General features: G+C 70.7%; 15 protein-coding genes. 8 read left to right on the top strand and 7 right to left on the bottom strand.

The features are described 5' to 3' along the window. Nucleotides 1–24: 24 nt before the first annotated feature. The 4 genes from ABZ453_RS42010 to ABZ453_RS41995 are packed head-to-tail and all read right to left on the bottom strand — an operon-like array spanning nucleotide 25 to nucleotide 3,057. On the bottom strand, nucleotides 25–738 hold the full coding sequence (locus ABZ453_RS42010) for a class III extradiol dioxygenase subunit B-like domain-containing protein (RefSeq protein ID WP_359023859.1): 714 nt from the start codon (nucleotides 736–738) through the stop codon (nucleotides 25–27). A 10-nt stretch (nucleotides 739–748) separates the two neighbouring features. Then, the gene (locus ABZ453_RS42005) at nucleotides 749–1,045 is read right to left on the bottom strand and encodes a hypothetical protein (protein WP_359023857.1); all 297 of its coding nucleotides are present in this window, start codon (nucleotides 1,043–1,045) and stop codon (nucleotides 749–751) included. 33 nt (nucleotides 1,046–1,078) lie between these two features. Further along, nucleotides 1,079–2,605 carry a tRNA (N6-isopentenyl adenosine(37)-C2)-methylthiotransferase MiaB gene (miaB, locus tag ABZ453_RS42000; protein ID WP_359023855.1) on the bottom strand — a complete coding sequence of 509 codons (1,527 nt, stop codon included), beginning with the start codon at nucleotides 2,603–2,605 and terminating at the stop codon, nucleotides 1,079–1,081. Further along, nucleotides 2,602–3,057: a MazG nucleotide pyrophosphohydrolase domain-containing protein gene (locus tag ABZ453_RS41995; RefSeq protein ID WP_359023853.1), complete on the bottom strand. Its 456-nt coding sequence runs from the start codon at nucleotides 3,055–3,057 to the stop codon at nucleotides 2,602–2,604. Before ABZ453_RS41995 ends, miaB begins: the two co-directional genes overlap by 4 nt. A gap of 86 nt (nucleotides 3,058–3,143) precedes the next feature. Between ABZ453_RS41995 and ABZ453_RS41990 the strand changes: the two genes are divergently transcribed. After that, nucleotides 3,144–4,142: a TAXI family TRAP transporter solute-binding subunit gene (locus tag ABZ453_RS41990; RefSeq protein WP_359023851.1), complete on the top strand. Its 999-nt coding sequence runs from the start codon at nucleotides 3,144–3,146 to the stop codon at nucleotides 4,140–4,142. Here ABZ453_RS41990 and ABZ453_RS41985 read toward each other — a convergent pair. Both ABZ453_RS41985 and ABZ453_RS41980 read right to left on the bottom strand, forming a co-directional pair. Continuing rightward, nucleotides 4,132–5,535, bottom strand: a complete 1,404-nt coding sequence (locus ABZ453_RS41985) for a HAMP domain-containing sensor histidine kinase (protein ID WP_359023849.1) — start codon at nucleotides 5,533–5,535, stop codon at nucleotides 4,132–4,134. The two genes, ABZ453_RS41990 and ABZ453_RS41985, sit on opposite strands and share 11 nt — an antisense overlap. Nucleotides 5,536–5,545: 10 nt before the next feature. Next, nucleotides 5,546–6,232, bottom strand: coding sequence for a response regulator transcription factor (locus ABZ453_RS41980; RefSeq protein WP_208780423.1), 687 nt, complete (start codon nucleotides 6,230–6,232; stop codon nucleotides 5,546–5,548). A gap of 286 nt (nucleotides 6,233–6,518) precedes the next feature. Between ABZ453_RS41980 and ABZ453_RS41975 the strand changes: the two genes are divergently transcribed. The 7 genes from ABZ453_RS41975 (at nucleotide 6,519) to ABZ453_RS41945 (ending at nucleotide 12,980) form a co-directional block, all read left to right on the top strand. After that, the gene (locus tag ABZ453_RS41975; protein ID WP_359023847.1) at nucleotides 6,519–7,298 is read left to right on the top strand and encodes an amino acid ABC transporter ATP-binding protein; all 780 of its coding nucleotides are present in this window, start codon (nucleotides 6,519–6,521) and stop codon (nucleotides 7,296–7,298) included. A gap of 59 nt (nucleotides 7,299–7,357) precedes the next feature. Beyond that, a complete protein-coding gene (locus ABZ453_RS41970; RefSeq protein WP_359023845.1) occupies nucleotides 7,358–8,197 on the top strand; it encodes a glutamate ABC transporter substrate-binding protein in 840 nt (279 codons plus the stop codon). Between the two features lie 127 nt (nucleotides 8,198–8,324). Continuing rightward, on the top strand, nucleotides 8,325–8,990 hold the full coding sequence (locus ABZ453_RS41965) for an amino acid ABC transporter permease (RefSeq protein WP_359023843.1): 666 nt from the start codon (nucleotides 8,325–8,327) through the stop codon (nucleotides 8,988–8,990). Then, on the top strand, nucleotides 8,987–9,895 hold the full coding sequence (locus ABZ453_RS41960; RefSeq protein WP_359023841.1) for an amino acid ABC transporter permease: 909 nt from the start codon (nucleotides 8,987–8,989) through the stop codon (nucleotides 9,893–9,895). The genes ABZ453_RS41965 and ABZ453_RS41960 overlap by 4 nt, the downstream gene beginning before the upstream one ends. A gap of 175 nt (nucleotides 9,896–10,070) precedes the next feature. After that, nucleotides 10,071–11,672: an FAD-dependent monooxygenase gene (locus ABZ453_RS41955; RefSeq protein WP_359023839.1), complete on the top strand. Its 1,602-nt coding sequence runs from the start codon at nucleotides 10,071–10,073 to the stop codon at nucleotides 11,670–11,672. Between the two features lie 349 nt (nucleotides 11,673–12,021). After that, entirely contained in the window at nucleotides 12,022–12,558 is a 537-nt protein-coding gene (locus ABZ453_RS41950) for a cysteine dioxygenase (RefSeq protein ID WP_359023837.1), read from the top strand. Next, nucleotides 12,555–12,980: a rhodanese-like domain-containing protein gene (locus ABZ453_RS41945; RefSeq protein ID WP_359023835.1), complete on the top strand. Its 426-nt coding sequence runs from the start codon at nucleotides 12,555–12,557 to the stop codon at nucleotides 12,978–12,980. Before ABZ453_RS41950 ends, ABZ453_RS41945 begins: the two co-directional genes overlap by 4 nt. Nucleotides 12,981–13,001: 21 nt before the next feature. Here the strand turns inward: ABZ453_RS41945 and recX are convergent. Beyond that, nucleotides 13,002–13,752, bottom strand: a 751-nt coding sequence (gene recX / locus ABZ453_RS41940) for a recombination regulator RecX (RefSeq protein WP_359023833.1), incomplete at its 5' end; no start/stop codon positions are given.

The raw sequence follows: 13,752 nt of genomic DNA, 5'->3' as shown, positions 1-13,752 counted from the left end.
CCCGCCATCCCTGCGGACAGGTCCTTACGACCAGGTGGCGACCACGTACCCGACCCCGTACGGCGCGTCCTCGTACAGCAGCGCACCCGTGAGGTTCGCGCCCTCGGCGGCGCCCGCGAGGACCTGCCAGGGGGCCCGGCCCGACGCCTTCAGCTCGTACGCCAGCCCGGCGTCCAACGTCTTGAGGGCCGCCACGTCGGCCGCGCCCAGGGCACGCGCGACCTCCGCGTCGAAGGGCGCCGCCCGCTCGTCGAGGTAGCCGGGTGCCTTGAGCGTGCGGCAGGCGCTGGCGTCGCCCATCACCAGCAGCGCCACCCGCTCGGCCCGGGCGGCGATGTCCCTGCCGACTTGAATACACCGCTCGGCCTCGAGAGGTTCCCCCACGCCGAGTCCCTCGATCGGGGCATCGGCCCATCCGATCCGTCGCAGCAGCCAGGCGGCGACGGCGAGGGAGGGCGGAAGGTCGCGCTCGGCGGCGATTCCCTTGGCCGCGCCCAGCCGGACGCCGACGTCCACGCCGAAGCCGCGGAAGGAGCCCGGCGTGCCCTCCGGGTGTGTGCCGCGACCGCTCTGCTCCGCGGGGCCGACCACCACCAGCAGGTCGGGCCTGGACGCGGCGAGCACCCCGACCGCGTCCGCGCACGCGGTCCGCGCACCGTCCAATTCCGGGGCAGCACCCGCGGCCACCTCGGGCACGAGAAGAGGCGGGCAGGGACAGACGGCGGCGGCGACAAGCATGATCGGCAGCCTACTTCCAGGCCCAGGGCCAGGACTCCGGATGAGTACTCCACGCGAGTTCGGCGAGCCGGTACATCACGCGGTGCGTCGTCATCGCGCCTTCGACGTTCACGTAGTAGGCGTCTCCCTCACCGATCCGGTAGACCTGCCGGCGTTTCTGCCGCAGGCCGACACCCGGCCGGTGAGTGCAGGCGATCTCGTACAGACGGGCCCGGGCCTCGTCCCGAGTGCCTTCGAAATGCGCCACCTCGTCGATGTCGTGCTGGTTGCCGATACTGCGGTCGACGACCACCACCCAGCGCCCCATGCCCCACCCTCTCCGCTACGTACCAGGCGTCGCTCAGTGCGCCGCGCAGCCCCCCGTGACCACCGGCAGCGGCTCCGGGGCGCCGATCCTCGGGAGGCCCAGCATCACGCCCGTCGGCTTCGCGGCCTCCGCCGCGTTCCGCTTCTCCCACGCGTCCCCCGCGCGCGTACGGCGCACACCGAGGACGGCGCCCTCGGCGAGGAGGTGATGCGGGGCGGCGTACGTGATCTCGACGGTGACGACGTCGCCGGGACGGACCTCCTGGTCGGGCTTGGTGAAGTGGACCAGGCGGTTGTCGGGGGCGCGGCCGGAGAGGCGATGGGTGGCGCCGTCCTTGCGGCCCTCGCCCTCGGCGACCATCAGCTCCAGGGTGCGGCCGACCTGCTTCTTGTTCTCCTCCCAGGAGATCTCCTCCTGGAGGGCGACGAGCCGCTCGTAACGCGCCTGGACGACCTCCTTGGGGATCTGGCCGTCCATGGTCGCCGCCGGGGTGCCGGGACGCTTGGAGTACTGGAACGTGAAGGCCTGCGCGAAGCGCGCCTCGCGGACCACGTGCAGGGTCTGCTCGAAGTCCTCCTCGGTCTCGCCGGGGAAGCCCACGATGATGTCGGTGGTGATCGCCGCGTGCGGAATCGCGGCCCGCACCTTCTCGATGATCCCGAGGTAGCGCTCCTGCCGGTAGGAACGGCGCATCGCCTTCAGGACGGTGTCCGAGCCGGACTGCAGGGGCATGTGCAGCTGCGGCATCACGTTCGGCGTCTCGGCCATCGCCGCGATCACGTCGTCGGTGAAGTCGCGGGGGTGCGGCGAGGTGAAGCGGACGCGCTCCAGGCCGTTGATCGTGCCGCAGGCCCGCAGCAGCTTGCTGAACGCCTCACGGTCGCCGATGTCGGAACCGTACGCGTTGACGTTCTGTCCGAGGAGGGTGATCTCGGAGACGCCCTCGGCGACCAGCGCCTCGATCTCGGCGAGGATGTCACCGGTGCGGCGATCCTTCTCCTTGCCGCGCAGGGCCGGGACGATGCAGAAGGTGCAGGTGTTGTTGCAGCCGACGGAGATGGAGACCCAGGCAGCGTAGGCGCTCTCGCGCCGGGTCGGCAGCGTGGACGGGAACGCCTCCAGGGACTCGGCGATCTCGACCTGCGCCTCCTCCTGCACCCGCGCGCGTTCCAGCAGCACGGGCAGCTTGCCGATGTTGTGCGTGCCGAAGACGACGTCCACCCAGGGCGCCTTCTTCACGATGGTGTCCTGGTCCTTCTGCGCCAGACAGCCGCCGACCGCGATCTGCATGCCGGGCCGCGAGGCCTTCTTCGGGGCGAGCCGGCCGAGATTGCCGTACAGCCGGTTGTCGGCGTTCTCCCGCACGGCGCAGGTGTTGAAGACGACGACGTCCGCGTCGCCGTCGGACCCCTCGGGGGCGCGCACATAGCCCGCCTCCTCCAGCAGCCCGGACAATCGCTCGGAATCGTGGACGTTCATCTGGCACCCGTAGGTACGCACTTCGTAGGTCTTGGGTCCCTGGACGTCCACTGCGAGGCTCCGGTCGCTGCTGCTGGTCATGCGTCAAGGGTAGGCGCTCCCGTGAACCCCCTGTCCCGGGATTCCCCCGGGGACACGCCCGGCACCCAGCCCTGCCGCCGCAGCACGCCCGACACGTCCGGCGCCTCGTAGTGCTCGCCCTTGAGGACCTTGCCGTCGGCGCGGCGGGCGACGCGGCCGTCGGGGCCCAGCTTGGTCATGTTGGAGCGGTGGATCTCGGCGATGACGGCGTCGAGGTCGATGCCGTGGACGAGAGCGGTGCCGTACGCCACGTACACGACGTCGGCCAGTTCGTGCGCGAGCCGGTCGAGGGGGCCGGTCACCGAGACCTCGGCGACCTCGGCGGCCTCCTCGGCGAGCAGTTCCCGCCGGTGGGCGGCCAGCCGGGGCGGGATCTCCATGGGCGTGGTGCGGGCGTCGAGCCCGACGGCGAGGTGGAACGCACGGACCAGATCGGCGGGCGATGAGCTCATACCGCGACTGTATCGGCCGCCACTGACAGCGCTCCCGTGCGTTCCGCCCTGGTCAGCACCGCGCGCGGGCTGGCAGGATCGCCCGCATGTCCCATGTGCTCGCCCGGATCGGCAGGCGTCGGGCCCTGCAGGGCGCGGCCGCCGGCTTCGTCGTGTTCGGGCTGCTGATGTGGTGGCTGCTGCCGCTGGGCGAGAATCCGCCGAGCGGCACGATCAGCTTCAGCACCGGAACGCCCGCCGGGGTGTACCAGCAGTACGGCGTACGCCTGCGGAACGCCTTCCACAAGGACATGCCTGACCTGAAGGTGGACCTGCGGACCAGCGACGGCTCGCAGGAGAACGTCCGGCGGGTGGCGACCGGCGGCGCCGACTTCACCATCGCGGCGGCCGACGCCGTGGACACGTACGAGCTCGGCCATCGGACCGGTCACGACCGGCTGCGCGGGGTCGCCCGCCTGTACGACGACTATGTGCAGCTGATCGTCCCGCGCGACTCCACCGTGCGGTCCGTCGCCGACCTTCGGGGCAAGCGGGTGGCCATAGGGCCGGCCCGTTCCGGTGTACGGCTGATAGCGGACCGGGTGCTGAAGGCGGCCGGCCTCGACCCGCAGAAGGACGTCAAGCCGTCCGCCGACGGCATCGACACCGGCCCGGATCAGCTGAAACGGAACGAGATCGACGCGTTCTTCTGGTCGGGCGGACTGCCCACGCAGGGGCTGGAGAACCTGGCGGAGCATTTCACCTTCAGGTTCGTTCCGATCCCCGCCGATCTCGTCGCCAAACTGCACGAACAGGGCGGCGCCACCCGCTACTACCGCGCCACCAACATGCCGGAGTCGGCCTACCCGAGCATCCAGAACGGTGTCGCCGTACCGACGATCGCGGTGTCCAACATCCTGATCACACGGGCGGACGTCAGCCCCCGGCTCACCGAGTGGGTGACCCGTACGGTGATCAAGAGCCGTGACGACATCGGCTGGCATGTGCACTCCGCGCAGCTCGTGGACCTGCGCACCGCGATCTACACCGATCCGCTGGCCCTGCACGAGGGCGCCAAGCGCTACTACCGCTCGGTCAAGCCGTAGGGCGGGTGCGCGGCACGGAGACCGTCACCGTCAGCCCGTGCGGCTCATGGTGGGCGTAGGAGATGGTGCCGCCGCCCGCCGCGAGCAGGGTGCGGGAGATGGACAGGCCGAGTCCGGAGCCCTTGATGTTCTGGTGGCGGCCGCTGCGCCAGAAGCGGTCGCCGACGCGGGCGAGTTCCTCGTCGGTCAGTCCCGGGCCGTGGTCGCTGACGGCGACGGTGGACCTGTCGCCGTCGGCCCCGACCCGCACCTGGACGCACTGGTCCTCCGGCGTGAACTTGACCGCGTTGTCGATCACCGCGTCCAGCGCGCTGGAGAGGGTGACCGGGTCGGCCCAGGCGGTGGTCGGCGGGCAGTCGCCCACCAGCCGTACGCCCTTGGCCTCGGCGGTCGGGGTCCACGCGGCGACGCGCTCGGCGGTCAGCGCGCCGATGTCGGTGGTCCTGAGGTCGGCCTCGGTGTGCTCGGCCAGGGCGAGGTCGAGCAGGTCGTCGAGCACCTCGGCCAGGCGCTTGCCCTCGGTGCGGACCGATGCGATCTCCTCGTTGTCCTCCGGCAGTTCGAGCGCGAGCAGTTCGATCCGCAGCAGCAGCGCCGAGAGCGGGTTGCGCAGCTGGTGCGAGGCGTCGGCGACGAAGGCCCGCTGCTGCTCCAGCACGTCCTCGACGTTGTCCGCCATCTCGTTGAACGCACGGGCCAGGCGCCGAAGTTCCGGCGGACCGCCGGCGGCCGCGACCCGGGACTTGAGCCGGCCGCTGGCGATGGCGTGGGTGGTGGCGTCGAGGACCCTTACGGGCCGGAGCACCCAGCCGGTCAGCCGGAGCGCGGCACCGACCGCGAGCAGCATCGCGGCGATCTCGCCGAGGCCGATGACCAGCCAGCCGTGCAGGATGCGTGAACGCATCTGCCCGGTGGGCGAGTCGGTGACGACGACCGCGACGACGTCACCGTCCCGGATCACGGGCGACGCGACGACGAGACGTCCCCGCTGCCAAGGCCACACCTGTTTCGGGTCATGGCTGCGGCGGCTGAGCTTCGCCTCGTCGAACGCGTCGCGCACCACTCCTTCATCGGGCAGGAAGAAGCTCGCCGGTGCCTGGGCCATGGGGATGTCGGTACGGCAGAAGACCCCGGCCCGGATGTCGTAGACGTCGTGGTAGCTGGTCAGTTCGCTGCTCAGTGTCTCCAGGCGCTCGTCCGTGGACGTGCGGGTCGAGCTGCAGGCGTCGGTGACGAACTGGGCGAGGGAGGCGAAGCGCGCGGTGTCGTCGATCCGGTCGACGACCACCTTCTGCTGCTGTGCCGCGGCCACGCTCACCCCGAGCGGGATGCCGAGTGCGAGCAGCACGGCCGCCATCAGGACGATGAGCAGCGGAAGAAGACGTGTACGCACGCGTGCCCGTTTACGAGGCCGGGGCGACGAGCCGGTAGCCGACGCCGCGGACCGTCTCGATCAGGGCCGGCATGCGCAGCTTGGCACGCAGGGAGGCGACGTGCACCTCCAGGGTCCGTCCGGTCCCCTCCCAACTGGTGCGCCAGACCTCGCTGATGATCTGCTCCCGGCGGAAGACGACCCCGGGGCGCTGCGCGAGCAGGGCGAGCAGATCGAACTCCTTGCGGGTCAGTTGGACGACCGAACCGTCCACGGTGACCTGCCGGGTGGGCAGTTCGATGAGCACGGGACCCAGGCGCAGCGCGCTGTCCTCACCGTGCGCTGCGTCCTCGTGGGCGGTGCGCCGGCTGACGGCGTGGATGCGCGCGAGCAACTCCCCGGTGTCGTACGGCTTGACCACGTAGTCGTCGGCGCCCAGGTTCAGGCCGTGGATGCGGGAGCGGACGTCGGAGCGCGCCGTGACCATGATCACCGGAGTGCTGGTGCGCTTGCGGATCTTGCCACAGACCTCGTATCCGTCCTGGTCGGGCAGGCCCAGGTCGAGCAGGACGACGCCGAAGCCGTCGCCCTCCGGGACGAGCGCCTGAAGAGCCTCCTCGCCGCTGCGCGCGTGTGTGACGTCGAAACCGTGCCGTGCCAGAACCGCTGAGAGAGCGGCGGCGACATGGTTGTCGTCCTCGACGAGGAGCAGTCTCATCCGGGCCCCCTTCGGTTCATCGGCCGTACGTTCAGGACGGGTAGAAACGCGGTCCACGCGCGCGTTCGCACCCAGCAGTCACGCTGATGGACGCAGACGGAGTCAAGCGGGTTCCTGTCGCGCGCCGCTTCCGTTATCCGGCCGATACAGCTGCGCGGACAACTGCTACGACTCGTGTCCGATTGCTATCGGATCGTGATGCTCAGATCTCCCTCAGATGTAATGACGCTGGTCGCGGCCGCTCACTACTGTCCTCCGAAACCGAGGAGGACGGAGCCCGATAGCGATGACCGAAGTATCGGTGGCCAAGGAAGATGCTGTGCCCCAGGCCGGCGAACTGGTCGTCCTGAAGAGCGTCAACAAGCACTTCGGCGCGTTGCACGTACTCCAGGACATCGACCTGACGATCGCCCGCGGCGAGGTCGTCGTGGTGATCGGGCCCTCCGGGTCCGGCAAGTCCACCCTGTGCCGCACCATCAACCGCCTGGAGACCGTCGACTCGGGCGCGATCACCATCGACGGCAAGCCGCTGCCCCAGGAGGGCAAGCAGCTGGCCCGGCTCCGCGCCGACGTCGGAATGGTCTTCCAGTCCTTCAACCTCTTCGCGCACAAGACCGTGCTCGAGAACGTGATGCTGGGCCAGATCAAGGTCCGCAAGGCCGACAAGAAGCAGGCCGAGGAGAAGGCGCGCGCGCTGCTCGACCGGGTCGGCGTGGGCACCCAGGCCGACAAGTACCCCGCGCAGCTCTCCGGCGGCCAGCAGCAGCGCGTCGCCATCGCCCGCGCCCTGGCCATGGACCCCAAGGTCATGCTCTTCGACGAGCCGACCTCGGCCCTCGACCCCGAGATGATCAACGAGGTCCTCGAGGTCATGCAACAGCTCGCCCGGGACGGCATGACCATGATCGTCGTCACCCATGAGATGGGCTTCGCGCGCTCGGCCGCGAATCGCGTGGTGTTCATGGCGGACGGCCGGATCGTCGAAGAGGCCACCCCCGACCAGTTCTTCAGCAACCCGCGCAGCGACCGCGCCAAGGACTTCCTGTCGAAGATCCTCCACCACTGACCCGCGCCGGCTCCGTCGTCGACGGTCCCCCTCTCCTCACCAGCCAAAGGATGTTCACCATGCAGCTCCGCAAGGTCACCGCCGCCTCGGCCGCCGTACTCGCCCTCGCCGTGGCCGCCACGGCGTGCGGGTCGAGCGACAAGAACGACAGTGGTTCCTCGGGCGGCGGAGACAAGATCAAGGTCGGCATCAAGTTCGACCAGCCGGGCATCGGCCTGAAGGAGCCGAGCGGCTCCTTCTCCGGCTTCGACGTGGACGTGGCGACCTACGTGGCGGGCAAACTCGGCTACAAGCCCAGCCAGATCGAGTGGGTCGAGACCAAGAGCGCCGACCGGGAGAACGCGCTTTCCCGCGGCGACGTCAAGTTCATCGCGGCCAGCTACTCCATCAACGACGAGCGCAAGCAGAAGGTCGACTTCGCCGGCCCCTACCTGCTGGCCCACCAGGACCTGCTGGTCAAGAAGGACTCGGACATCTCCAAGGCCACGGACCTCAACGGCAAGAAGCTGTGCTCCGTGACCGGTTCCACCTCGGCGCAGAACGTCCAGAAGACGATCGCCCCGAAGGCCAACCTCAAGGAGTACAGCGGCTACTCGGAGTGCATCGCCGCCCTGCAGAGCGGTGCCGTGGACGCCGTGACCACCGACGACTCGATCCTCGCGGGCTTCGCATCGCAGGACAAGTACAAGGACCAGTTCAAGCTGGCCGGGCTCAAGCTCAGCAACGAGAACTACGGCGTCGGTGTGAAGAAGGGCGACAGCGCGACTCTCAAGAAGATCAACGGCGCCCTGACCACCATGGTCAGCGACGGCTCCTGGCAGAAGGCGGTCGACAAGAACTTCGGCCCGGCCGGCTACAAGAACGAGCCGGCGCCGAAGATCGGCCAGATCGTCAAGTAGCCGGATCCTCAAGCAAGGCAGGGCCCGGCTCTCCAGGGTTCCCCGGGCGCGCCGCCGTACCTCGCGATCACGGCGGCGGCGCGCCATGCCCTTCTCGTACGCCACACACCCGGAAGCGCGGGAGATCGTGTTCGACTTTCTGCAAGGTTATGACGTCCTCGGGGCGTTCTGGATGACGGTGAAGCTGACCGCACTCTCCGCCGTCGGCTCCCTGGTCTGGGGCACCCTGCTGGCCGCGATGCGGGTCAGCCCGGTCCCGCTGATGCGCGGTTTCGGCACCGTCTACGTCAACATCGTCCGGAACATCCCGCTGACGGTCATCATTCTGTTCACCTCGCTCGGCCTCGCCGACATCTTCGGCGTGACCATGGGCGCCTCCGACTTCAAGGTGCAGGGCTTCCGGCTGGCCGTGCTCGGCCTCATCGCCTACACGGCGGCCTTCGTCTGCGAGGCGGTGCGGTCCGGCATCAACACCGTGCCCCTGGGGCAGGCCGAGGCGGCCCGCGCCATCGGGCTGAGCTTCAGCCAGACCCTGCGGCTCGTCGTGCTGCCGCAGGCGTTCCGCGCGGTCATCGGCCCGCTGGCCAACGTACTGATCGCCCTGACGAAGAACACGACCGTGGCCGCCGCGATCGGTGTCGCCGAGGCCGCCTACCTGATGAAGTCGATGATCGAGAACGAGGCGCAGACGCTGCTCATCGGCGCGGTCTTCGCCCTCGGTTTCGTGGTGCTGACCCTTCCCACCGGGCTCATCCTGGGCTGGCTGGGCAAGCGACTGGCGGTGAAGCGATGAGTTCGGTCCTGTACGACACGCCCGGCCCCGGGGCCGGGAAACGCAACGCCCTGCTCTCGGTCGTCTTCGTCGTCCTGCTCGCCCTGGTGGTGTGGTTCGTCTGGCTGAAGCTGGACGACAAGGGCCAGCTGAAGTGGTCCCTGTGGCAGCCCTTCACCACGTCCGAGGCGTGGAGCACGTATCTGCTGCCGGGTCTGGGCAACACGCTGAAGGCCGCCGCGCTCGCCATGGTCATCGCGCTTCCGCTGGGCGCGGTCTTCGGTATCGCACGGATGTCCGACCACCGCTGGGTGCGGGTCCCGGCCGGGGTGGTGGTCGAGTTCTTTCGCTCGATCCCGGTCCTGCTGCTGATGCTGTTCGCCAACGAGTTCTACGCCCGCTCCACCGGCGTGACCAGCGAGGACCGCCCGCTGTACGCGGTCGTCACCGGTCTGGTGCTCTACAACGCCTCGGTGCTCGCCGAGGTCGTGCGCGCCGGCATCCTCGCCCTGCCCAGGGGACAGACGGAGGCCGCGTACGCGATCGGCCTGCGCAAGGGCCAGACGATGACCGGCATCCTGCTGCCGCAGGCGGTCACGGCGATGCTGCCCGCCATCGTCAGCCAGCTGGTCGTCATCGTGAAGGACACCGCGCTGGGCGGCGTGATGATCGGTTTCCCCGAACTGCTCAACACGCGCAGCACCCTGGCGGCCAACTACGCCAACGTGATCCAGAGCTTCGTCGTTGTTGCGATCATCTTCATCGTCGTCAACTTCGTCCTCACCAGCTTCGCGAGCTGGCTGGAGCGCAGACTGCGGCGCAGCAAGCGGAGCACGGGCGCGGTCCTCGGCGCCGAGGACATGGAGGAACTCAACCCCGCGGCGGTCGGCGGCACCTTCGGGGCCGGGGGCGGCGGCACCATCTGATGATCAGTCAACTCGGCTGATCCGCACGGAGGCAGTGGCATGATCGCCACTGCCTCGGTCACTTGACGCAAACACCGCCAATGGGTTGCATACGTTCTGTGATCGTGCACCCTGCTCCAACTTCCTGTTCACATATGTCCCTCAGGACACCGTCGCGGGCAGGGGGCGCCGCGCCGTGGACCCGGTGATCATCGTCGGCGCGGGACCCGTCGGGCTCACGCTCGCCCTGGCGCTGGCCCGTCAGGAAGTGCCCTCCGTCGTGCTGGACGAGGGGCCCGGCAAGGACGAGCCGCGTCCCGCCCGCACGGTCGTGCTGCGCGAGGACACCGCCGCCCTGATGGAGCGGCTGACCGGCCTGCCGGTGGAGGAGGCCGGACTGCGCTGGGCCGGATGGCGGTCGCTGCGGCGCAAGCAGGTGATGCGCGAGATCGCGTTCGGCGACGACGAGCCCGCCCCGCTGCACATCGCCCAGCACGTCCTGACCGGCGCCCTGCGCCAGGCCCTGGCCGGCGAACGGCTCGCCAGGATCGCCGTCGACAGCCGTCTCGACTCCGTCGAGCAGGAGCCCTCGGGAGTCACTGCCCACACCCGCGGCCCGCAGGGCACCTGGTGGCGCGGCAGCTACCTGGTCGGCTGCGACGGCCCGCGCTCCACCGTGCGCAAACTCCAGGACATCCGCTTCCCCGGCCGTACGGCGGTCGAGCGACACGCCGTGGCCGCCCTGCGTGTGGAACTTCCGTGGGACGGTGAGGCGTTGCTCCATCGGATGCCGCCGTGGCGGACGGCCGGATCCTCGGGTGGGGAGGTCACCGGGCGACCGCTGCCGGACGGGGTGTGGCGCCTGGACTGGCTGCTGCCGCCGGGCAAGGACCTGGTCACACCCGAGCTGCTGCTGGCCCGCGTCCGGGAGACCCTCGCCGGCTGGACGGGGGGCTCCACACCGCCGTACGACCTGCTCGACACCGGCGTCCACACCGTCCACCATCGGCTGGCGCGCCGATGGAGGGTCGGCCGGGTGTTCCTCGCCGGGGACGCGGCGCACCTGCTCGGCGCGCTGGGTACCCAGGGGCTCGACGAGGGGCTCAGGGATGCCGACAACCTCGCCTGGAAGCTGGCGCTGGCCTGGCACCACGGGCCGCACGAGGCGCTGCTGGACAGCTACCAGGCGGAGCGGCGCGGCGCGGTCGCCGCCCGGCTGCGCGCCGCCGACCAGGTGCTGCCCCTGCTGCGCGGCGGTGGCGGGCTGCGCGCGTACGTGCCCGGCGCGGCCCGGGGCGCCGAAGCGCTGCTCACGGACGGTCACCTGGGGCGCGGGACGCTCGGCACGCCGGGGGCGTACGCCTCCTCGCCGCTCGCGCCCCGGCACCTCGGGGGCGAGGTGCCGGTGGCCACCGCTCCCGGGGCGCCGGTCGCCGATGTGCTGGTGACCGCGGAGGACGGTTCCTTCGTGGAGCTGCGGGAGCGCCTCGGACGCGGCGCGCTGCTCGTCGTCCTGGTCGCACCGGGTACGGGCGTGTGGGACCGCAAGCACTGGGTGACCGCCGGGATCATGCCCCGGCTGGCGGCCGCCGTGACCGCGCTGCCCCATCCCGCCGAACTGCTGGTCGCCGAGAGCTACCCGGGCGCCCCCGCGCACACCGTGCTCCTGGTACGGCCCGACGGCCACCTCGTGACGGCGCTGGGCGGGGTTCGTCCGGCCGACCTGTACACGGCGGCGGAGGCGACGCTGGGCAACCCGGCCAAGACAGAGGCCGAGGCGGGCGCGGGGGCGCGTTGAGGCGGACGCGGAGCGCGCAGGGGCGTCGCGGCATGTGGCGCGGGGTCTGAGTCGCGAGGTCTGTGTCGCAGGGGGTCTGCGGCACTCTCGTACGCACGTACGTCGCACCCCCGGTCACTGTGCGGTCCACATAGTGACAGCGAGTTGACCGGTCTGCACCGACATGGTGTACTCCGCATCGTGACCGACACCTGTGTGCGCCTGTGGCGGAGGGTCCATCTGGACCTCGTCCGCTACCCGGGCTGCCTGTGTCGCGAGTCCTGCTGAATTCGCATCCCCTTGTTCACCCGCGCGCGCCGCTTCCGTGCTGTCGCGCGCGCTCCGCGAACGCTCTTCAGGACGGTGTCACGTGTCTGTCTCCCCCTCCGCGCCCACGACGGCTCCCGCGGCCCCCACGCCGACGCAGGCCGATCTCCTCGACTTTGTACGCCGCACGGCCGCCGACGCCGAGCTCATCGCCTCGCTCCCGCTCGATCCCGAGGGCCGCACCTGGGTACGGCTGGAGGGTCCCGGCGGCAGCGAGGCCTGGCTGATCGGCTGGCCGCCCGGCACGGGCACCGGCTGGCACGACCACGCCGAGTCCGTCGGCGCCTTCCTCACTGCCTCGGGCGAGCTGAAGGAGAACTCGCTCGCCGCGCGGCTGCCCGCCGACGGCTGGAAGACCCTCGAACTGACCGACGGGGTGGACCGGGAGCGGCGGCTGCCCGCAGGCAAGGGGCGCGCCTTCGGTCGTCACCACGTCCACGAGGTGCTGAACGAGTCCACCGACCAGCACGCCGTCTCCGTCCACGCCTACTACCCCCCGCTCCCGCAGATCCGCCGGTACAGCCGCGTGGGCCAGGTCCTGCGCCTGGAGCAGGTCGAGCGTCCGGAGGACTGGCAGTGACGGACACGGTGGCGGGGCCGTCGCGCAGTGCGGGCGAACGGCCCCTGGGTATCGACGAGTTGCTGGAGCGGGTGCGCGCGGGGTTCGACCGGGTCGAGGCGAGGGAGGCGTACGAGGGCGCCCTCGCCGGTGAGGTGCTGCTGGTGGACATCCGGTACGCGGCCCTGCGCGAGCGCGACGGGCTGATCCCCGGTGCCCTCGTCGTCGAGCGCAACGAGCTGGAGTGGCGCCTCGACCCGCAGGGCAGTCACCGCGCCCCCGAGGCCACGGGCCACGATCTGCGGGTCGTGGTGATCTGCAACGAGGGGTACGCGTCGAGCCTCGCGGCCGCGTCACTGCACCAGTTGGGGCTGCGCCGGGCGACCGATCTGGTCGGCGGCTTCCAGGCCTGGAAGGCGACGGGGTTGCCGGTGGCGTCCTAGGGCCGCACTCGACGCCGAGCGCTAGAACCCCTCGTCCTCGAGGAACTCCGCGTCCTCCCCTTCCTCCTCCAGCGCACGCCGGACCACCCGCAGGGCCATTCCCTCGGGATAGCCCTTGCGGGCGAGCATGCCCGCGAGACGGCGCAGCCGCTTGTCACGGTCGAGACCGCGCGTGGAGCGCAGCTTGCGGGCGACGAGTTCCCGCGCCGTCTCCTCCTCCTGCTCGGAGTCGAGCTGTGCGACGGCCGCGTCGATCAGCGTGGAGTCGACGCCCTTGGTCCGCAGTTCCTGGGCGAGCGCCCGCCGGGCCAGCCCCCTGCCGTGATGCCGGGACTCCACCCAGGCGTCCGCGAACGCGCTGTCGTTGATCAGCCCGACCTCCTCGAACCGGGACAGCACCTCCTCGGCCACCTCGTCCGGGATCTCCCGCTTGCGCAGGGCGCCCGCGAGCTGCTTGCGCGTGCGCGGGGTCCCGGTGAGCAGGCGCAGGCAGATCGCCCGGGCCCGCTCCACCGGGTCCGCCGACGGCTCCTCCCGCTCGGCCCTCGACGAGAAAGAGGAGCCACCGTCCTCACCGGCCGGCTCACCGCGGCGCCGCTGCCGACGCCCACGGGAGCCGCCCGTTGTACGGGCCCCGCCACGGGCCCCGTCGTGCCGGCGCTTGCCGCCACCGGACCCGGCCGGGCTCTGCGGCCCGCCGTCGTCCGGCCACTGCCCGCCGGGCTCGTCACCGAACGGCCGCGCGGTGTCGTACGGCCACGGGGGGCCGTAC

It is taken from the genome of Streptomyces sp. NPDC005799 (assembly GCF_040630525.1).
GTDB lineage: Bacteria > Actinomycetota > Actinomycetes > Streptomycetales > Streptomycetaceae > Streptomyces > Streptomyces griseorubiginosus_B.
The sequence above is the reverse complement of the archived record's forward strand: the minus strand, read 5'-3'. Positions and strand labels throughout refer to the sequence as shown.